This window comes from Desulfatiglans sp. (assembly GCA_012513605.1).
Lineage (GTDB): Bacteria > Desulfobacterota > DSM-4660 > Desulfatiglandales > HGW-15 > JAAZBV01.
This window is the reverse complement of sequence record JAAZBV010000154.1, coordinates 91459-110143: the sequence shown is the minus strand read 5'-3', so window position 1 is coordinate 110143 and position 18685 is coordinate 91459. Positions and strand designations below refer to the sequence as shown.

The following is an 18685-nucleotide window of genomic DNA, read 5'->3' as shown; positions in this document are numbered from 1 at the left end:
TACCTCACACCATTTTTCATAATGCCCAGGTCTCACCGGGTATGTTTTCATCAAGTTTTATATAAGGATATGCAGCAGAGGGTTGTGGATTTTGACTATATTTCGCACAATGGAAAGGCAGAATTATGAACGAATCAGAAAAAGGATCGGCGAAATTTTTGAAATGGCTGTTAGCGGCCTATGCAGTGTTGTTTATTATACTCGCGATTAATCCGGTGGATAGGGCCACCTGGCTGGTCGAAAATCTGACAGTCTGGATCATCCTTGCAGTGATCATCACTCTCTATTTATATAAAATTATTTTTACCAAAACGGCTTATGCGCTGATGTTTGTTCTGGTCTATTTGCATACCATTGGAGGGCACTGGACCTTTGCAATGGTGCCGTTTGATTGGATTACACATCTTTTTAATTTTTCAAGAAACCATTTTGACAGGGTGGCCCATTTCTCGGTTGGCTTTTATGCCTTTGCAATAGCTGAATTACTGTGGAGAAAACGCCTGGTAAATAACAGATTTCTCCTTTTCACATACCCGGTTTTTTGTATTGGAACCCTTGCCATGACCTACGAACTGGTGGAGTGGATATACGCCGCCTTGTCCGACCCGGCTGCGGGGGCAGCCTATCTGGGGAGTCAGGGAGACATCTGGGATGCTCAAAAAGATATGCTCGCCGATACCCTGGGAGCCCTGACCGCCATGTTATTATTTATTCATATTCGAAAACCGGTTTTTAAAAAGAAAGAGGTGTAAAATTCAAAGATTAAAAATTGATCAAGATATCAAACCATTGTCTGAGGTAAGGACAGGCATAGCAAACTATATTAAGCAGGTTCGTGATACGAAAAGATCAGTTATTATTACACAGCATGGTAAAGGTGTTGCCGTTTTAATGGATGCATCTGAATATGAAAACATGCAGGAAAAGCTTGAACTTTTAACTGATGTCCAGACATCTCTTAGTCAACTTGCACAGGGACAGGGAATCGCCCATAAGGCAGCAAAAAATAAAATATTTACAGAATGGCATTGGGTACAATCAACTGGTCTATGATTCAATGGAGTTTTTATGAAAATAAATTTATTAATATTTTTTATCACTACCATTATTGCATTCAACTACAACCATTATAATGCTGAAGAAACTAAAAAGTCATTTGAAGATTATAAGGTGCAAGATATATATACTGGCCCTAAAGCTCCTATTAATGAAAATGATTTACAGGATAACATTTCCTTCGAGATTCAAATAACCGAAGGTTATAAAAAGAATATTAATTTTGCTGGCAAATACATATGGATACAATGGGGTTGTGGAACAAGTTGCCAAGTAAATCTGATAATTAATGCTCAAAATGGCAAAATATTTTATGCCCCTCAATCAAGCCTTGACGTCGAATATAAGCCAAATAGCTCTATGATAATTGTCGATCCCTATGATGAAAATGACCAAAAAAATGGTCGTCCTGAAATGTATAACCCTCCCAAATATTACTATTTTAATGGAGATACGTTTATTGAAATTAAATAAAACTCTGTTAACCCCAAATTAACTAGGAAGTAGGTTGGGTTTTAACCCAACATTCCTTTAATTGATGGTTGATAGGGGAAATGATTACCTTACTGATTTGAATACAGCATTATTTGAAATTAAAATGAATATTGTTGGGTTGCTTCGCATAATCCAACCTACATTACTAAAGAAAAAATATATGAAAAATAAATATATCGGTAAATGGAGAATTACAGAGATGGAGCTCTGGGAGAATGACTTCATTGATATGGTAATCCCTGGACATATTCTTTTCCAGGAAGACAAAGAGGGGCGTTTTCAATTTGGTGCAGTTGAAGGTGAAATTGACTATCGAGTTGAAAAGGTTGGAGAAAAAGAAAGATTGGAGTTTACATGGTCAGGAGATGATGAAGGTGATCCTATATGCGGTCATGGCTGGGCAGCAATTAAGGAAAATGAACTGCACGGAAAAATTTATTTTCACATGGGAGATGAATCCTGGTTCAAAGCCAAAAGAAAGCCAAAATAAAAAGTACCTCCTGACATTACCACCATTTGTCATAAACTTTAGCTTTACATGACCCTGCGATAGGGATAGCTTTCTGGTCTAGACAGTTGACAGTTTGGTTTTGTTACTTTGCATAAACCGTTTTCTATTTTGTAGTGAATGAATTGATAATTTTATTACATGAAAGGAACATAGATTATGATGAAAAGGATAATGCTTCTACTTGTGGTATGTTTACTGATGGTTCAAGGCTGTACCAGCATTTTGTATGACGAATTAGAAGCGAGACAGCGTGAGGATTGCTATAAAAGAATTGATCCAGCAGAAGTCCAAAAATGTTTAAAAGATATAAATATGACACATGATAAATCAAGATAGTAAAAATTTTTCGCATGTGGATACATTATGAATGAAAATACAGTTGAACAGGATTATTATGAAAGTATTCAACAGACACAATTCAAATAATACCGGAGACCTAAAGATATTAACATCATGGATGCTGATAAGCCCTTATAACTCTGCAACCCAAAACCTCTCACTTCAAATATCAGAGATCCCTGTTGGTTCAGAGCAACCAGTTCATAATCATGAGCCTGAGCAGTGTTATTACATCATCAGAGGCACAGGGCTTATGGTTATTGAAAATGAATCCCAAGAGGTAAAAGAAGGTGATGCCATTTTTATTCCATCAAATTCTAAGCATGGCATAAAGAACCTGGGAAGCGAGATTTTAGAGTACATCACGGCAAATGCGCCTGCGTTCAGCAAAGAGTATGAGGCCACCTTGTGGCCGGAAGCGCCTAAATTGAAAAGGTTGATATCCAAATGTTAAAATCTGTAATAATGGATTTTATAAATGACATTTGATATAATCGACGAAATTAAAGAGGTTGAAACCATTGCCAAGGGTTTAGGTATCCGTGATCTTACTCGTCTTAAAAGATTGTATGGCCCTGGGAATTGGAAGAAAATGAAGGGAATTGCCCATATTCGTCTTTCATCGGGAAAAGTAAAGTTAGCCGAGCTTCATTGGTATGAGGCTCATGGTATTGGCAAAAAGGAAACAAAACGTAAAAGATATTTGGAGTAAAAAAATGAAAGAAACAAAACAGAATTTGTCGGAGTTTGTTGTGTGCATAAATAACTCGGATTATCCTGTATCTTTGGAACTCCATAAAATTTACCGGGTAATAGCTGATAAAGATGTTGAAGATGAAGGCGATATCCGTATCATTGATGAGAGTGGAGATGATTATATCTATCCTTGCTCTTATTTTGTGCCTATCCAGGTTCCGCAAACAGTTGAAGAGTCTTTACTCAGGGCATCTTAATTTAAATGTGTGTTAAAATATTCCTGTTGGTTCAGAGCAACCAGTTCATAATCATGAGCCGGAGCTGTGTTATTACATCATCAAGGGCAAAGGGTTAATAATATGGACTTAACCATAAAAACAAGCTTTATGACCAAATGGGCGAAATACTTTAAACGAAGTGAACTTCCAATAGCATGTTTCTACGCAGATGATCTTTGTGGCGCTGAATTCCCTGATGCGCCCAAACCTAATAAACATGGCATTACCTGTCTATTCAGCCAACTGGCCCCTGTGCGGATTGGCAAGGCCCGCGCCTTTAACCAGGATAACCTTGGCTGCTGGGGGTCAAAGGGTTTACTGGGCTTTATGCCCGCTGGAGCTAATGAGCAGACAATCAATTTTATGGTTAATGTTGAGAGGTATAAAAAAAGCCCTGCCCATGTAAAAGCCATGTTTAAAAATAGCCCCCCATTAAAAGCAAAAAAGAGATACCTGATTTTTAAACGCTGGGATTTATTAAGCGATAAGGACGAGCCGCAGGTTGTGATTTTCTTCTGTACCCCTGATGTTTTATCCGGGCTGCATGGCCTTGCAAACTACGACACAATGACACCTCATGGGGTGATAACGCCATTCTGTTCCGGTTGTGAAATGCTTGTAGCTTTCCCAATGAAAGAGCTTGAATCCGAAGAGCCAAAAGCGGTCATCGGACTGCTTGACCCGAGTACCAGGGCATGTGTGAAACCCAATCTGCTGAGCTTTTCAATACCATGGCCCAAATTTGTTTCCATGCAGGCAAATATGGATGACTGCTTTTTAAACACCTATATCTGGGAAAACCTTAATAATCGTCTTGAGAGATAAAAAATAAAAATCAAAAGGAGAAACAATATGAGAAAATCAGGTATAGTTTTTTGCTTTATGGCTGTTTGTTTTCTTTTTCAGGTTGCTGCCTTTGCAGATGATTCCAGTGATAAGGCCATATCAGTGTTTAAGGATTATCGAAAATTAAACAGCGAGATGGGCGCAGCATTCATGTCGGGTGACATGGAGGCACAAAAGGAAAAGGGCGCCCTGCTTGATGCCAAAAAGGAGGAATTTGAAACCATCCTTAAGACCCTGGCAAGGGATTATTGCGCTGCCCCTAAAGCCGATCTCTTGAAAGAATATATCAACACATTAATCAGCATAACTGATGAGTATCCCACATATGTATTTGCCGAGCTTTTTGCCTGTGACCCTGATAATGTTACAAAAGAGATACTTGCACTCCCACCTGACGACCAGAAAAAGATATGCGAAGACCTGAGTTACGGTTTTAAAAATATTGCATATAAAATAGAGGCAAGGCCAGATCATAAAAAGCTGGTTGAGAAACTTGATAACCTTAAAAAAACAGTTCGTGCAGGTAAGTAGTAAATAATGTATTGATGTTCTATTGCGGAACTTGTCTTATGGGTTTTGTATACCCTTTTTAGGTGAATGATATGAAGGAGATCAGAGGGAAAACAGCATTCATTACAGGTGGCGGAAGCGGGATCGGCCTTGGGATGGCAAAGGCCTTTACTCAGGCAGGCGTGAAGGTGGTTATTGCCGATCTTCGGCAGGATCATCTTGATGAGGCGGTTAGATACCTTGGTAATAAGGGAGATGCGGTTCACCCGATCCTGCTTGACGTTACAGACAGGGAAGGTTTTGAAAAGGCCGCTATTGAGGCGGAAAAGGTATTCGGGCCTGTGAGCATACTATGCAACAATGCAGGTGTGAATATAATAAGGGCAATGGACCAGGCCAGCTATTCTGACTGGGACTGGCTGATGGCAGTAAACCTGGGAGGGGTGTTTAACGGCCTCATGACCTTTATCCCAAGGTTAAAAATGCTGGGGTCAGGGCATATTGTAAACACATCATCAATAGCCGGTATTGTGGCAGGGCCTGGGAATGGTATCTATTCGGCAACAAAATTTGCAATCCGCGGATTATCTGAATCCCTGCGTTATGACCTTGCACCCTTTGGGATCGGGGTCTCGGTATTATGCCCGGGTACAGTTGCAACAAACCTGCATCAAAGCGAGGAGAACAGACTTAAAAGATTTGATGGAAGCATGGATGATGTAACCGGTAAAACAAGGGCATTTACAGGGCATGTTTTCAGAGAGGTGCTGCCTACAGGCATGAATCCCTTTGAAGTAGGAACCAAGGTTTTAAAGGGAATAGAGCGAAATGATTTTTATATTTTGCCCCATCCTGAGTTTAAGGATGAGTTTCAGGAATCATTTGATGAGATCATTAATGCGCTTCCCCATGAACCCTTTGATCCCATAAGAGAGGTGCATGAAGAAAAGCGAAGGCAATCGCGCAGGGATGCACGATCAAGGGCCAATGAGCTGAAATAGAGAGCTTTACTAATGTGACGATACCACAAGGTCAATTATAGTAATTGAACCGCCCCTGCCCACAGTGAACTCACTACCCACAGGGCTTATAACCTTTAAGGCCTTCTTCTCTTTATATGCATGGATGATTGCCCTGCCCTCAGGCTTTGCGCCTCCGGGCTGGGTTACCGGGTCATGAACAGGGATATCAATAATATATTTACCGGCGCCATTAAGGCCGTCCATGTCCAGTGCCTGCGGTGAAAAATCTTTCCCATCCATTGCCGTGACCCTGAATGTAAATCCCCTGCCTGTAGCAGCATTAAGCAGCACACCATCAACAGTTACCGAGCCGCCTATTCTTGCAGGAAAGGCAGGGCCTGCTGCATATGCAAGACAGCAGCATAAAAGTATTATAAAAGTTATATATATTCTTTTCATGATAAATATTCCTTTAAAACCCTTTCATATCCCTACTGTGCCCATTCGCATGATTCTTTAGTATTTATCCAGTAGCCCAAACCCGGCTCCATGAAAACAAGATCACTGAATTCAGGATGAAGCGGGTCATAAACATACCATTTACCATTTTTATATGTCCAGATCGACTGCACCTTTCCGGCTATGGAGGATATTGCATCGGAAACAGGTTTAATCTCAAAGGATTTGTATCCGGTCAGGTTCCACCCCTTACTGAGTGATATGGCGCCCTGGGCCAACTCCCCTGATATCCTTATCCTCAAGGCATTTTCTCCTGAATTCACCCAGTAGCCGTAATTATCCTTCATGGTTAAAAAGTCACTTTCCGGGAACATCCCTGCAATATGTATTTGCCATGCATTGTAAAAATATCCCCATATGGTTTCAATGCTGTTATAGGCATCCCCCAGCACTATGGGCACAAGAGAGTCATTCGGACGCACAGGCACTGAGACGAGGTTCCACCCCTTTTTAAGAAACAAGGGGAACTTTCTGTCACCCGGAATAAAAATAACAGTGTCCACGCACGAGAGCAGGCTTTTTCTATTTAATGTTGAAAGCAGATAGTTTTTACTGTCCCCTGCGGAAATTCCTATTACAGGGGATGTTGCTGAATTACCTTCACCATAATTAAACTCTATCCTTCCATCCCTGTGAAGGGTGACCTCCACATTGATATCGCTATCAGTATAATAACTTTTTGCGCTCCATCTGAAACAGATTGAATCGTTAGAGGGCATGTGTATATAGATATCATGTTCAGGATGCTCAACAGGGTCTATTACAAGGTCATCCCAGAAGGGTGAAATCATGACCCTTCCAGAAAGCATCTCCTCTGACTTCAGGTATGACGGGGTCGTGCTCGCAAAATCAATAAATCCGTTAGATGATATGAACAACTCTTTATACTCATGCCCGAAAAATGGAAAGGCAAATGGGAGGGTGTATGACCAGGACTGATCATCACCATGCCAGTTTTGCCTTATTCCTCCATTTATAAATCTGTTTGTGGAGAGGGTTTCATCATACTGATTTATTACTGAATCAACCAAAATACCTTTTGTTGTGCCTCCCCGTGTTGTTACTGAAAGCCACCCTGTATGCTCACCCCGTGGGGCCTGACAGACGATATGCCCATTGCCCCATGATATTATGTTAAGAGGCATGTATCCTGTGATGCTTACAAACCCCTCATGCTGGTTTTCGCCAAAACCATAACCCGATATTGTTATGGCCTCCCCCTCCTGGACCCGATAAGGTGAAACAGAGAATATACAGGGGCCTGAAGCGCCGGGCATAAGAGCGGCATATGCATTTATGCGGCCTGAGGAAATATTTTTACCTTCAAGAGACCCCATCACATCAACCGAATTCATTATCCTTGCCTTTACCTCAAGGGGGCTGATCCCGGGTGTTGCCGAAATAATCAAGGCGGCAAGGCCTGATACATGTGGCGTAGCCATTGATGTGCCGCTCAGGTATCCGTATGTATTACCCGGCTTTGTGCTGTAGATATCCTTACCAGGCGCAGATACATGAATCCAGTTTCCATAATTAGAAAAGGTTGCCCTGTTGTTATGCCTGTCTGTGGCGCTCACAGCAATAATGGCTGGGTTATCCAATGCAGCAGGGTATATCCTGCTGCCTGTGCTGTCATTACCGGCAGAGGCGCTTATAATTATGCCCCTGGATGAGGCAAAAGCAATCGCATCCCTGATAATGGCTGACTCCACATAGTCGCCCCAGCTTATGTTAATGATATCTGCGCCGTTCTCCGCTGCATAGAGAATCGCCTGCGCAGCATCCGCGCTTTCAAGAATGCCCTCACCTGACTGATCCATGTATGCAGCCCTTACAGCCATTATCCTGCTGTTGTATGCAACCCCGGCAACACCCTTTCCATTGTTTGCAACAGCAGCAATTATACCGGCAACATGTGTGCCGTGGCCATGCCTGTCAAGCGGGTCATTGTCCTGCCCTTCATAATCTTCGTCAGGGTTGCCTGATAGTCTGTCAACAAAATCCCAGCCCATAACATCATCAATATATCCATTGCCATCATCATCTATATTATTGCTAGGGATCTCATAAGGGTTTTGCCAGATATTATCTGCAAGATCTTCATGGGTATAATCCACCCCTGTATCAATTACCGCTATCACAACCCCTCTGCCCCCGTCAGAAAAATCCCATGCCTCGGGTGCATCTATATCTGCACCATTAACACTGGGACCAACGCTGTTATTGAGCCCCCACTGCAATGGGAAGGAGGGGTCATCGGGTATAGCCTTTATGGGTATAATATAATTGGGCTCTGCCTGGTAGAGCATCTTTTTTGATTTAAAATATGCAAGTGCGTCATAATATGTCATCCCTTCGGGCAGTGAGAGGATATGATAGTTAAGTGCGGCTATATATTTTTTAATGCTGATGTTTGAATCAATAAGAAATTTATTAATCTCTTCCTCACTCAATTCCCTGTTAAAGCGGATCACCATTTCATTCATTACTATGCGGCCATTTTTATCTTCTGCTCCTGATATCTTTTTTTCTAATGAAGTTGTTCCTTGTTCATCCTGCGGGCTGCTCCCCTCCACCGGTTTGATAGATGCTAAGGCTATTTTGGGTTCAATCCCTTCATGATCCACCTTGCCGGGCCCTTCAGGAGATGACGGGAGAACATGCACCTCTGATAAATATATGGCACCATTTTCATCTTTTTTATATACAAGCCCTGTGCTTCCTGCCAGTTTTTTAATACCATCCTCAAGGGGGATAGCTTTCCAGTCAAGGGTCACCCGGTTTGACCGAATGGCTGGGCTCAAGATTATCTTAACCCCGCTCCTCTTGCCTATCTCTTCCAGTATGGGGCCAAGCGGGCTCTCCTTTGCAACAAGGGTTATCCGCCCCTCAATAATGTTAAGAAAAAACTTTTCTGAGGAATGCCCAATAGTTAAGGTATCATCAGATCGCCTTGGCGTAATTCCAGATGCATTAAACTGCACCCCTGAAAGGACAAAAAATATGGGGATTATAAAGGCAAATACTATCTTTTTGTTTGTGGTATTGCTGCTAAAAATTGGTTTTATCATATGGTTATTGATCAAGTTTAAAACTCTACTCCACATGGTTTTTAAGTCTATCGTACCTTATCGGTATAAGGGGATAAAACCTTGAGTTATTTATTGGTCATCGAATATTCTAAATAATGAGGGATTTCAATAGATTAATAACTGCATCCTTATGGTTTAAGAGTAAAAATAGCGCCCTTTTTTCCGGGCCATAGAGCCTTTCGCCAAGTTCATAGGAGCTTACATCAATACATAATGCGAGCACCCTCGGATAGTTGTTTTTAACCATTTTTTTTACCTGCCTGTAAAAACGATCACTTCCGTCATTTGCAATAACAGCCAGCCTGGATATTCGTTCATTTCTTGCTGCACCAGCTTTATTATCAGCCTGTACTATCCCTGCCCTCTCAGCATCCAGTTTTTTTTCTGTCTCCTCAAGCCCTTGTATCAATCTATTTGTTCTTCGGGCAGAGTGCAGGGCATTCAAAATGGCTTGGGAGAGGTTAAATGTGGGCAATTTAAAGTCACTCCCCGGCTTAACAGGGTTTAAATGGTTATTAAGAATCATAAGTACCGCGCTTCCTTCATCACCGGTTTCTAGGGCTTTGGGGAGGAGGGGGGCAGAAAGGATTTGCCTGTTTATATTCATTTCCATTATTTGGCCTGCATTCTTTTCATTCTAAAATCTACATGTTGCACAAAAGAGGAATATATTATAAAGAATCCCTCTTTTACAGAATTAATTAGCAGTTAAGTCATTTTACTTGAGAATTTAAATATTTTTTTATTATTAGACCATGTCCTCAACAAAACCTGATATAACCGGATTACTTGACCGTGTTGAGTTTCACAGTAACTCAATAGCACTGCTGCCAGCGCCATCCGATAAAAGCCCCGGGGTTGCCTTTTATATAAAAAATGAAGATGCCCCATCAGGTAAAATCTTCTGTTCCTGCATGCTTCAAAAAGAGGGGGTCTGTGCTCATATGCAGGAGCTTCACGAGATATCCCACGCCCTTACAAAAGAATCCTTTGATACCCTTTTCAGGTCAGGGGTCTGGTACAGGGTCGCATCAGTGCTTGTTGAGGGGAACAATGCCCCTGTAAGACAAATCAGCCTGAAAAAGGTTCAGCAAAATTCCGGAGATATCATCGTTGTAAATGATGCAAAAAATAATGAGCTGTTACGTTATTTTTCCAGCGAAAGCGATACCTCAAGATTTATAGAGCGCTGCATCGGGAGGCCTCAGACTATGGAAGGGGATACCTCCCCTGCCAGAAATCTTGTCTTAAGTAACCTGTATCATCAGTCAATGTCAAAAAGTGCATGGTTGATGATTGAACGAGGATTCAGGACAAGGGGACAGATGCTGGAAGAGAGTTTCTGGTTCCGTCTGGCCTATCATGCATTCAGAGAGCTGGGGAATGCATCATTCACATTCAGCCCGGCCATTAACAGGAGATCAGGCGGGTTCACTGTTACATGCAATAACAGATACGGTACGCCTGTTTTCAGGATCAACGTCCCGGCAAAGACAGTCAGGATGTTCCTTTTGACCTTTAAGGATCTTTTATTGAACCAGCATGGGTTACCTGTAAATCCTGTACCCCTGAAATCCATCTTCAATGTAACAGATGCTACAGAACTTGATCTTGATGTGCGTCCTCTCATCAAACAGATACAAAAAAGGGGCGAAGCAGGGTTTTTAAAAGGCGAGGGGATTGACCGCTTCAAATATGACGACCTCATATATCTTCCTGAGCCTGGTATTATGGCGGAGCTTGAAAGGCCCGGCAAAGAGAGACAATTCAGGGCGCCCGTGAAGATGGCCCTTAAAAAATCTGCGATCCCTTTGCTTGCTGATGAAGATGAACGCGAGACTGCTCACAGTGATACTCTCCTTACAAAGGAAGTCAAGCCAGCCAAAATACTGAAGGAATATGAAAGGATTGATTTATCGCCTGAGGCAATTGATAGAAACTTCTGCCGGGTTTCCATCAAATACCGTTTCGGTAACAGCGATCTTTCTCTTAATAACATACTCAGGGCTGTAAAAAACGGGGAGAGATATATTGTAACGGATAGCGGCTGGGTAGATACAAGGTCACCCGAAATAGGGGCGATAGCAGATTGTTTTAAGGGTACAGACCCTGACACCGGTTCAGAAGTATTAAAGCTGACAAGAACGGGCCTGCTCCGCTTTAAAACATCCAGCAGAAACCTTAATGTTGTCGGGAATAAATCAAAAGTGGGTGACCTGCTTAAAAATATACTTGCCCTGAAACCATCAAGGCCTGTGCCTGTACCTGCGGGATTAAGATCAAGTCTCAGGGAATACCAGAAGCTCGGAACTGAATGGCTTTACTACCTGTATGAAAATTTTTTTGGCGGACTTCTATGCGATGATATGGGGCTTGGTAAGACACATCAGGTAATGGCCTTTTTACTTTCACTGAGAGAAGAGCAGGGAATTACCGGGCCATTTCTAGTTGTATGCCCGATGACTGTACTCTCCCACTGGCAGGCAAAGATCAGGGAACATGCCCCCTCTCTAAAGGAAACCGTATATCATGGCGGGGCGCGTGACCTTGAAGAGGCAATAAAGACAGGCGGCCTTATCCTTACGTCATACGGGATATTAACGAGGGATATTGAAAAACTTGCAGAGAGACATTTCCCTGTTACTGTATTTGATGAGATCCAGCACATAAAAAATGCTGAAACAAAGGCACACAGGGCCGCGAGGCAGATCAATGCAGACATTAAAGTGGGGCTTACAGGAACACCCATAGAAAACCGTCTGGAAGAACTTAAAGTACTCTTTGACCTGACTGTGCCGGGATACCTGGGGTCTGACACGGATTTTTACCTGCGATATATCAGGGCAATACAGGAACAGGGGAAAAAGGAAAGGCAGGAAGAGCTGGCAAGGGTTGTCTCCCCGTTTATTCTTCGTCGCCTCAAAACGAGCGTATTAGAGGAGCTGCCTGAAAAAATAGAGGATGTGCTGAAATGCACCCTCAGCAAAGAACAGGTTATGCTCTACAGGAACGCGGTTGAATCAAGGGGCGCAGGGCTTATTGATACTTTAAAAAATGGCAGGGCATCTGTCCCCTACATACATATCTTCGCACTCCTGAATCTGCTTAAACAGATATGTAACCACCCTGCACTTATTGAAAAGGCCCCTGAAAAATATGAAAGATATGAATCAGGCAAGTGGGAGCTATTTAAGGAAATCCTAAACGAGGGGATTGAAAGCGGTCAGAAGGTAGTGGTATACAGCCAGTATCTCGACATGATTAATATTATTGAAAGATATCTTGCCAAACAGGGCACCGGATTCATCTCTCTTACCGGGAAGAGCCGCAACAGGGGTGATATCATAAAAAGGTTCAGTGATGATCCTGATTGCAGGGTCTTTATCGGGAGTCTAAAGGCAGGCGGAGTTGGCATAGACCTTATAGCCGCATCTGTGGTAATACACTATGACAGGTGGTGGAACGCCGCAAAGGAGGATCAGGCAACAGACCGGGTTCACAGGATAGGCCAGAAGCGCGGTGTACAGGTGTTCAAGCTTGTTACTGAAGGAACACTTGAAGAGAAGATCTCTGCAATAATAAGCAGGAAAAAAGACCTTATGGAGAGCATAATAAAAGAGGATGACCCCGGCCTGTTAAAGGGCTTTTCAAGGGAAGAGCTTATGGAGCTTATCAGCTTTTAGAAAATTCAATTTTATATAAGGATACTTAAATGGATATCAACAGAGGTTACAGTGCATATGTGAGAAAGATATGGATACTGCTTATATTTGCGGGCTGTTTACTGACAGACATAAGCCCTCAGGGGCTCAGGGTCATATAACCTGTATGCCTCAACAGATTCCATCTCATTTAAGCCTGACGATGCAAGTTTCATCTACTTATTATTAGATAAGCGCTGTTTGCAACGTCCTTTTCATGAAATATCTAAAATTAATAGATGACATGATGTCATCTTGCAATACGTGATAATCTAAAATCCATTAGCGAAAGACCAAGCAGGATTAGTAAAATAAAAAGACTAATAAATACCTGGGCTTGGGCCATCTTTAAAAATATAAAAATAGAAAAAATTAAGGCAAGTGCATTGCTTATTGAACATAGTAACCTGATAAACATCACGGTTGTTTGCAGCCTGAACACATTGATCAATCCGAGAAACACAAATGCCAACCCGGTCCCTGCAAACCAAAGGGCATTCAGATCAAATGTTTTATAAAATACCGGGGTAAATGATGTATGACAGACGCCTAAAATAATCAGCAAAACAGTAAAGGTGTAATCAATTTTAGTTTTTATAATGCTTCTCCATTGGTGAGTGGTGAATTAGTATCCACCCTGAAAGAGGTTATTTCTTGATGGAGCTTTGAGCCTTCAGCTTTGAGCCAAGTCTTTGTCTTATATACCCCTATTTACTAATACTCTTGCCGCTGAAAAAGGTTCCCATTATTTTTTGTTTTTGATGATTCATCAGAAAGTATCCCCATTGAATGCATATGATTTATCTGCTCCTTTGTTAATGGTCGATTCACATCATTTATGAATTTCTCAAATCTAGCCGCAACCTCTTCCTGCCTTATAAAATGCAGAGCCCATGAAGCCTTTTCAATTGCCTGATATTCTTTTGACTCTTTATTAAATTGCGAGGCGATCTTCTCTAAGATTTCAAATATTTCAATCGAATCATTTTTGTTATTCATTTTTTTTCTTCTATAAATTTGAAAGATGTCGGGTTAATGCTGTGTACGTCCCATTACTCAGGAAGCGACGGTAGCGCTAGCGCCGGTAGCGTTGAGGTATTGTAAACCCCTTCTTTTATCCTGCCATAAAGACCAAGCGGGCCGCGTTCCATCTGTATCTGCATTTTTTCACCGTTGCGGATTATTTCAAGTGTCACAGGTTCACCTAACTCGCCATGTGCAGAAATATCCGCTAGTTCCATATGATTATAAACGCGCTCACCATTATAGCTGATTATTTCATCTCCCTCTTTCAGCCCTGCCAGCTCACCGGGTGCTCCTTCCATAACACCACCTATAACAGCGCTTACATCAGACCCAATGGATTTGAGATACCGTTCATAACCCTCCTGACCCAGACGATCCCTGATTTCCTCTGTAGCGGTCTTTCTCGTTGAGCCTTGCTCAAGGTATCGCTGATGTCTGCTTTCCCATTGTGAATAAAGGGAATCCAGAAACATATTTTCTCTCTTCTCTACAATCCATTGGGCTTCATCTTCTGAAAACCCACCCTCTACAAAACGGGCTATCTCTTTTTCTCTTTCGCCCTCTTTGTCTTTACTGGTTTCATTCCCAATAACTACTCTTGTCAGGTTTTCTGTATTTGTAATCGGAGACTTTTCTGGCTTTAATTGCATGCTGGCAGCATTAACAGGGATATTCGATCCACCCAGTAAATTTTCCAGGTGAATGCGTCTGTTCTTTTCATCCTGCATCCTTTCTTCAAAAATAGATAACCTCTTTTGAATGTCTGCAAGGTTAGCTGATATGCTTGAATCAGGAATATTAACAGTCGATGTATCTTTATCTTGCATACCCTCAATGCGGACAACTATAAATGAGAGCAAACCAATTATGATCCCAACCAAAATTATTATAACTGTTTTATTATACATAATGACCTCCTATTTCTTTCCTTCTACCTGTTCAGCAGGAATTAGCACCCCTGCGCCCCAGTCTGTTAAGATTCCCAGTGGACCTCGTTCCATAGGTATTTTTAACTTTTGTCCATCGCGGATTATCTCCAGCATAACCGGTTCACCAAGTTCACCACGAACAATGGCCTCCGAAAGTTCCAGGTTGTAACAAATCCGCTCGCCATTATAGCTGATGATTTCATCACCCTTCTTTAATCCTGCGAGATCCGCCGGTGATTTATCCATAACACCCTCTACAATAACGCTCACGAAATCTCCCATCGCCTTAAAGTACTTTTCATAACCATCAGGCCCTAATCGCTCTTTAAGCTCTTCCATCCCGGACTTTCTTTTTGATTTTTCCTTTAAATAGTTCCTGCGAGCATTTTCCCACCCTTCGTACATTGAATCTATCCGGATATCATCTATCTTGTCCGCGAGCCACATGGAATCATTTTCGGAAAAGCCAGCTTCTATAAAACGGGCTATCTGTGATGCACGATCATTTTTTCCTGTTTCATTTTTCATCTGCATCTGCGCCATTTTAATCGCCTCTTCAATAGTCTTCGCAGTTTTTATTGTCTGTTCTGGTTTAGTTTTATTATCTGTATTTACTACCGGTTTTTTATGGATATCCTTTATCAAGGCTTCAAGGTCCATAAGATGACCCGCTTCAATATCAAGCTGATCTTCAAGGGCAGTCAGCCGCTTTTGTATGTCTGCAAGTGCTGAAGATATCTCCTCATCATGGCTATTTATTACTGATGCATCAGTTATTTGAGATCTGTTAAAACGGATAATAAAAAATAGAAACAAACTGATTATTATAATACCTGATAATACTCTAATGACCTTCTTGAACATTATACCTCCCTTTCTAATAAATGCCGCTGTTCCTATTCAGATGAGCTCTGACAACCACTCCATATTCCAAATTTATTTCACCTTTCTACCTACGTTATATATTGAAATATCAAAAGTATACACGACTGAACCTAGCATAGGGAAAAATTATTTAATAGCTATGCAAAAAAGAAACCTCCTGTTAAATAGGCGAAAATTTTACCTGAAGATTTTATCTGTAAGATAACTACCATATTATTAATCAATAAATTCGTCGACAACACGTTCAAATATCCCATTAAATACCTGGATGTTGCAATGTTCATCATTACTATTATAAGTGACATTAACAATATTCTCATCTTCTGAAAGCACTGCTGTTTCTTTTACGCAGATGCGGCCATTCTTCTTTGCGATCCCTTCGATAGTGTGGTTGTCCACAAGGCGGTAAGCTACTGTATCGGCAAACATAGTGCCAGTGACCGGACTGTCGCTTCCATCAAGTCTGCCATTGACTGAAATGAAAAGATGCTCACCCCTGTCATTTACCAGTTCTTCGCTTATTGAGATATCAATGCCGTCGGTATTGATTGTGAGAATCTGGTTTTTTGTGTTCGGTAGAAAGCCAGACTTATCAGGATTCAGCTTCCATATGCCAGAAAATCCATGTTTTTCCATAACGATTTACTCCATGATACTAATTATCCAAATTTATAGACCTATAGAGTTTATAATGATCAGGTGTGCCCTGGGCCACGGCGTTAATTTTTAACTTTTCTATTATGTTTATAATTGCATGTTCCAGTTGCTGCATGTTCATAATCTGAACCTGTTCTTCTACCTCATTAACATTAGGGTAATGGACATAACCTTTTGAACCAGCATCAGGATGTTTCGGATCATAAACCTTTTTGAATTCTGTATTTACATCAACCATTTTTACTATCTCAAAATCTTTATTTATTAGAACCCCCTTTCTCCTGTAGGGACTCCCGTCTGAAGTTATAGTAGTCTTTATATTTGCCATATTCATTACGCAGACATTAATTGTAACCCTGATCGTTTTCAGCATCTTCGCCATCTTCGGAGGCGATTTGCAACTCTACAGGTGTCACAACCAAAGCAAAGCCATCAGTTTTTTTAATACTCTGACAACCTGATACTGCCAGAAAAATAGTAAACACAAAAATTAATTTTGATTCCATAGTTCATCTCCTATTTAGTTTATCGATTCGGGGGCATCAGTTTAGTCTTGGTTCTGACTGCCTCGACCACTCTGCGGATCGAATCAATGACCGCGTCAGGTTTCTCGAATGCAATCGCATGCCCACTATCCGGTACTATATAGTGGTAGCTGTTGGTGGACTGGCGAGCTATAGCCGCATGTTCTTCATGAAAGATATTTAAATAAATTAACTGATCTTCAGCCGGAGCCTCGGGATTGGGAGATCTCGATGCTGAGAGAACTGCAATCGGAATATCGGGCGGGAGCCTGCATCCTTTCATTTGAGATGTACTGATATTTAAATTGAGCCATTCAGCGCATGATGTCTGAAAATTGGATGTTTTACAACTCTGCGCGAGGTATAAATCCTTTATCTCTGCAGGCAAATCCCCAAGTAATCCAGGCATTATTAGATGACCCACCCCGAAAGGAGCAAGAAAATATCCAACCTCTGCCAGTTCAATGAGATTTTTATTTGCGCGTCTTATTGATTCCGGAATATTATCATTCTGTAACAGATCAATAACTGAATCCACCAGGACCAAACCAGCAACCTGTTCAGGGTATTCATCTGTAAATAACCGCACATTATATCCGCCAAATGAGGCTCCCACAAGAACATAGGGGCCAGGAATTTCGGCTTGTTTTAACAAAGCATGTAGCTCCTTTACGATCTGTCTGCTTGTACGCTCCTTCGGGCCTCTGTCGCTCCACCAGAGACCGGCCCGATCATATGAGATGACATGGGTGAATTTTGCCACTTCAGGTTGAATATTGGCCCAATCAAAACCGCCTCCAGCCAAACCGCTATCCAGCACCACAACAGGTGAACCTGAGCCTCTGCTCTGATAATGCAGGCGGTATCCACCGATATCCACAAGCTGTCCGGGCGGTGGATATAGACTTTCAGTGCGGGAGTCGGTATAAGCCTGAAAAATATAACCACCAAGAAGAATCAGAAATATAAAAATCACACTACCTATTCCAAGGCGTTTTAACCATACTAAAATACGCCCTTTTGGGTTCTTAATATCATTCACACTACTTGTTGCCATAATTAATGCCTCCTTTTATCCTATCGTCAATCGGGCAAAATAGTCGCCACCCTTTTCCTGTTTGACAATTTCGGTACCCCATCCCGCGCTTGAAGCATTCTCATAAAGAAATTTTCACCTACCTCTGTCAGGCTCAATGATATGTCCGCTTAACCTTTCACCTTTTCCCGCAGCCCAGATCGCATAGACTTCAATCTTCATGTTATGAAACTCTCCGGTTCCATGGCCGGTGTATCGATAGGCTACGCTGGTCTGACCATTGTATTCACCTTCATATGCGCCTTCCCAGCCGCCCCGGTCAGGTACAGTCCAAAAAAAGGTTCCCCATATTTTCCCTGTGTATGAGGTGGAATCAAGATCCATATTCATGATGACAGATACGTTGCCACTTGTTCGTAGATCTGTTGAATTTAGGGTTCCTGTGAGTTCTCGATTGCGTACTATTGTTTTGGAACCAGGTTCGCACCAGGGAGGCATGAGTTTTTCCGAAGCAGGTGCACCGCCCTGACAACTGATCTCCCCGCGCTGGGGAATGGCATTATATATTGCTTCGCCTGTAAAACCTGTGATTATCATACCTTCTTCGGGTGAAAGGTCTGATC

The 18685-nt window shown here is 41.9% G+C and carries 22 protein-coding genes; 11 read left to right on the top strand and 11 right to left on the bottom strand.

Translation table 11 applies throughout. The annotated features are described in order from the left end of the window. The first annotated feature begins 125 nt into the window (after window positions 1-125). From GX654_21105 to GX654_21060, 10 genes are all read left to right on the top strand, one after another. Window positions 126-752 carry a DUF2238 domain-containing protein gene (locus GX654_21105; protein NLD39363.1) on the top strand — a complete coding sequence of 209 codons (627 nt, stop codon included), beginning with the start codon at window positions 126-128 and terminating at the stop codon, window positions 750-752. Between the two features lies 1 nt (window position 753). Further along, window positions 754-1053 carry a type II toxin-antitoxin system Phd/YefM family antitoxin gene (locus tag GX654_21100; GenBank protein ID NLD39362.1) on the top strand — a complete coding sequence of 100 codons (300 nt, stop codon included), beginning with the start codon at window positions 754-756 and terminating at the stop codon, window positions 1051-1053. Between the two features lie 15 nt (window positions 1054-1068). Then, a complete protein-coding gene (locus GX654_21095) occupies window positions 1069-1530 on the top strand; it encodes a hypothetical protein (protein NLD39361.1) in 462 nt (153 codons plus the stop codon). Between the two features lie 181 nt (window positions 1531-1711). Further along, complete coding sequence (locus tag GX654_21090) at window positions 1712-2041, top strand: hypothetical protein (GenBank protein ID NLD39360.1); 330 nt, start codon at window positions 1712-1714, stop codon at window positions 2039-2041. 400 nt (window positions 2042-2441) lie between these two features. Continuing rightward, window positions 2442-2855: a cupin domain-containing protein gene (locus GX654_21085; protein NLD39359.1), complete on the top strand. Its 414-nt coding sequence runs from the start codon at window positions 2442-2444 to the stop codon at window positions 2853-2855. Window positions 2856-2879: 24 nt separating this feature from the next. After that, entirely contained in the window at window positions 2880-3113 is a 234-nt protein-coding gene (locus GX654_21080; GenBank protein ID NLD39358.1) for a hypothetical protein, read from the top strand. 4 nt (window positions 3114-3117) lie between these two features. After that, entirely contained in the window at window positions 3118-3354 is a 237-nt protein-coding gene (locus GX654_21075) for a hypothetical protein (GenBank protein ID NLD39357.1), read from the top strand. A 102-nt stretch (window positions 3355-3456) separates the two neighbouring features. Then, complete coding sequence (locus GX654_21070; GenBank protein NLD39356.1) at window positions 3457-4200, top strand: DUF169 domain-containing protein; 744 nt, start codon at window positions 3457-3459, stop codon at window positions 4198-4200. Window positions 4201-4227: 27 nt separating this feature from the next. Beyond that, window positions 4228-4752 (top strand): hypothetical protein, encoded by a 525-nt coding sequence (locus GX654_21065; GenBank protein ID NLD39355.1) that lies wholly within the window; start codon window positions 4228-4230, stop codon window positions 4750-4752. A gap of 71 nt (window positions 4753-4823) precedes the next feature. Further along, on the top strand, window positions 4824-5732 hold the full coding sequence (locus tag GX654_21060; protein NLD39354.1) for an SDR family NAD(P)-dependent oxidoreductase: 909 nt from the start codon (window positions 4824-4826) through the stop codon (window positions 5730-5732). A 9-nt stretch (window positions 5733-5741) separates the two neighbouring features. Here GX654_21060 and GX654_21055 read toward each other — a convergent pair whose 3' ends face one another. From GX654_21055 to GX654_21045, 3 genes are all read right to left on the bottom strand, one after another. Continuing rightward, the gene (locus tag GX654_21055; protein NLD39353.1) at window positions 5742-6152 is read right to left on the bottom strand and encodes a hypothetical protein; all 411 of its coding nucleotides are present in this window, start codon (window positions 6150-6152) and stop codon (window positions 5742-5744) included. Between the two features lie 32 nt (window positions 6153-6184). Continuing rightward, window positions 6185-9283, bottom strand: coding sequence for a S8 family serine peptidase (locus GX654_21050; protein ID NLD39352.1), 3099 nt, complete (start codon window positions 9281-9283; stop codon window positions 6185-6187). 109 nt (window positions 9284-9392) lie between these two features. Beyond that, window positions 9393-9917, bottom strand: coding sequence for a hypothetical protein (locus GX654_21045; GenBank protein NLD39351.1), 525 nt, complete (start codon window positions 9915-9917; stop codon window positions 9393-9395). A 142-nt stretch (window positions 9918-10059) separates the two neighbouring features. On the opposite strand from GX654_21045, the gene GX654_21040 reads away from it, so the two are divergent. Next, window positions 10060-12987, top strand: a complete 2928-nt coding sequence (locus tag GX654_21040; protein ID NLD39350.1) for a DEAD/DEAH box helicase — start codon at window positions 10060-10062, stop codon at window positions 12985-12987. 732 nt (window positions 12988-13719) lie between these two features. On the opposite strand, the gene GX654_21035 is transcribed toward GX654_21040, so the two are convergent. From GX654_21035 to GX654_21000, 8 genes are all read right to left on the bottom strand, one after another. After that, window positions 13720-14004 carry a hypothetical protein gene (locus GX654_21035; protein ID NLD39349.1) on the bottom strand — a complete coding sequence of 95 codons (285 nt, stop codon included), beginning with the start codon at window positions 14002-14004 and terminating at the stop codon, window positions 13720-13722. A 53-nt stretch (window positions 14005-14057) separates the two neighbouring features. Next, the gene (locus GX654_21030) at window positions 14058-14939 is read right to left on the bottom strand and encodes a PDZ domain-containing protein (GenBank protein ID NLD39348.1); all 882 of its coding nucleotides are present in this window, start codon (window positions 14937-14939) and stop codon (window positions 14058-14060) included. Between the two features lie 9 nt (window positions 14940-14948). Beyond that, window positions 14949-15824: a PDZ domain-containing protein gene (locus tag GX654_21025; protein NLD39347.1), complete on the bottom strand. Its 876-nt coding sequence runs from the start codon at window positions 15822-15824 to the stop codon at window positions 14949-14951. Between the two features lie 237 nt (window positions 15825-16061). Further along, window positions 16062-16481 (bottom strand): hypothetical protein, encoded by a 420-nt coding sequence (locus GX654_21020; GenBank protein NLD39346.1) that lies wholly within the window; start codon window positions 16479-16481, stop codon window positions 16062-16064. 19 nt (window positions 16482-16500) lie between these two features. Beyond that, window positions 16501-16830 carry a hypothetical protein gene (locus GX654_21015; GenBank protein NLD39345.1) on the bottom strand — a complete coding sequence of 110 codons (330 nt, stop codon included), beginning with the start codon at window positions 16828-16830 and terminating at the stop codon, window positions 16501-16503. A gap of 16 nt (window positions 16831-16846) precedes the next feature. Then, entirely contained in the window at window positions 16847-17008 is a 162-nt protein-coding gene (locus GX654_21010; protein NLD39344.1) for a hypothetical protein, read from the bottom strand. Between the two features lie 19 nt (window positions 17009-17027). Beyond that, on the bottom strand, window positions 17028-18083 hold the full coding sequence (locus tag GX654_21005; protein ID NLD39343.1) for an alpha/beta hydrolase: 1056 nt from the start codon (window positions 18081-18083) through the stop codon (window positions 17028-17030). A gap of 114 nt (window positions 18084-18197) precedes the next feature. Next, a complete protein-coding gene (locus GX654_21000) occupies window positions 18198-18659 on the bottom strand; it encodes a hypothetical protein (GenBank protein ID NLD39342.1) in 462 nt (153 codons plus the stop codon). Between the last annotated feature and the right edge of the window lie 26 nt (window positions 18660-18685).

What these genes read in the sequence shown, in the direction of transcription:
- GX654_21105 (NLD39363.1), top strand. Translation starts at nt 126, where the DNA reads ATGAACGAATCAGAAAAAGGATCGGCGAAATTTTTGAAATGGCTGTTA.
- GX654_21095 (NLD39361.1), top strand. Translation starts at nt 1,069, where the DNA reads ATGAAAATAAATTTATTAATATTTTTTATCACTACCATTATTGCATTC.
- GX654_21090 (NLD39360.1), top strand. Translation starts at nt 1,712, where the DNA reads ATGAAAAATAAATATATCGGTAAATGGAGAATTACAGAGATGGAGCTC.
- GX654_21080 (NLD39358.1), top strand. Translation starts at nt 2,880, where the DNA reads ATGACATTTGATATAATCGACGAAATTAAAGAGGTTGAAACCATTGCC.
- GX654_21075 (NLD39357.1), top strand. Translation starts at nt 3,118, where the DNA reads ATGAAAGAAACAAAACAGAATTTGTCGGAGTTTGTTGTGTGCATAAAT.
- GX654_21070 (NLD39356.1), top strand. Translation starts at nt 3,457, where the DNA reads ATGGACTTAACCATAAAAACAAGCTTTATGACCAAATGGGCGAAATAC.
- GX654_21065 (NLD39355.1), top strand. Translation starts at nt 4,228, where the DNA reads ATGAGAAAATCAGGTATAGTTTTTTGCTTTATGGCTGTTTGTTTTCTT.
- GX654_21060 (NLD39354.1), top strand. Translation starts at nt 4,824, where the DNA reads ATGAAGGAGATCAGAGGGAAAACAGCATTCATTACAGGTGGCGGAAGC.
- GX654_21055 (NLD39353.1), bottom strand. Translation starts at nt 6,152, where the DNA reads ATGAAAAGAATATATATAACTTTTATAATACTTTTATGCTGCTGTCTT.
- GX654_21050 (NLD39352.1), bottom strand. Translation starts at nt 9,283, where the DNA reads ATGATAAAACCAATTTTTAGCAGCAATACCACAAACAAAAAGATAGTA.
- GX654_21045 (NLD39351.1), bottom strand. Translation starts at nt 9,917, where the DNA reads ATGGAAATGAATATAAACAGGCAAATCCTTTCTGCCCCCCTCCTCCCC.
- GX654_21040 (NLD39350.1), top strand. Translation starts at nt 10,060, where the DNA reads ATGTCCTCAACAAAACCTGATATAACCGGATTACTTGACCGTGTTGAG.
- GX654_21035 (NLD39349.1), bottom strand. Translation starts at nt 14,004, where the DNA reads ATGAATAACAAAAATGATTCGATTGAAATATTTGAAATCTTAGAGAAG.
- GX654_21030 (NLD39348.1), bottom strand. Translation starts at nt 14,939, where the DNA reads ATGTATAATAAAACAGTTATAATAATTTTGGTTGGGATCATAATTGGT.
- GX654_21025 (NLD39347.1), bottom strand. Translation starts at nt 15,824, where the DNA reads ATGTTCAAGAAGGTCATTAGAGTATTATCAGGTATTATAATAATCAGT.
- GX654_21020 (NLD39346.1), bottom strand. Translation starts at nt 16,481, where the DNA reads ATGGAAAAACATGGATTTTCTGGCATATGGAAGCTGAATCCTGATAAG.
- GX654_21015 (NLD39345.1), bottom strand. Translation starts at nt 16,830, where the DNA reads ATGGCAAATATAAAGACTACTATAACTTCAGACGGGAGTCCCTACAGG.
- GX654_21010 (NLD39344.1), bottom strand. Translation starts at nt 17,008, where the DNA reads ATGGAATCAAAATTAATTTTTGTGTTTACTATTTTTCTGGCAGTATCA.
- GX654_21005 (NLD39343.1), bottom strand. Translation starts at nt 18,083, where the DNA reads ATGGCAACAAGTAGTGTGAATGATATTAAGAACCCAAAAGGGCGTATT.
- GX654_21000 (NLD39342.1), bottom strand. Translation starts at nt 18,659, where the DNA reads ATGATAATCACAGGTTTTACAGGCGAAGCAATATATAATGCCATTCCC.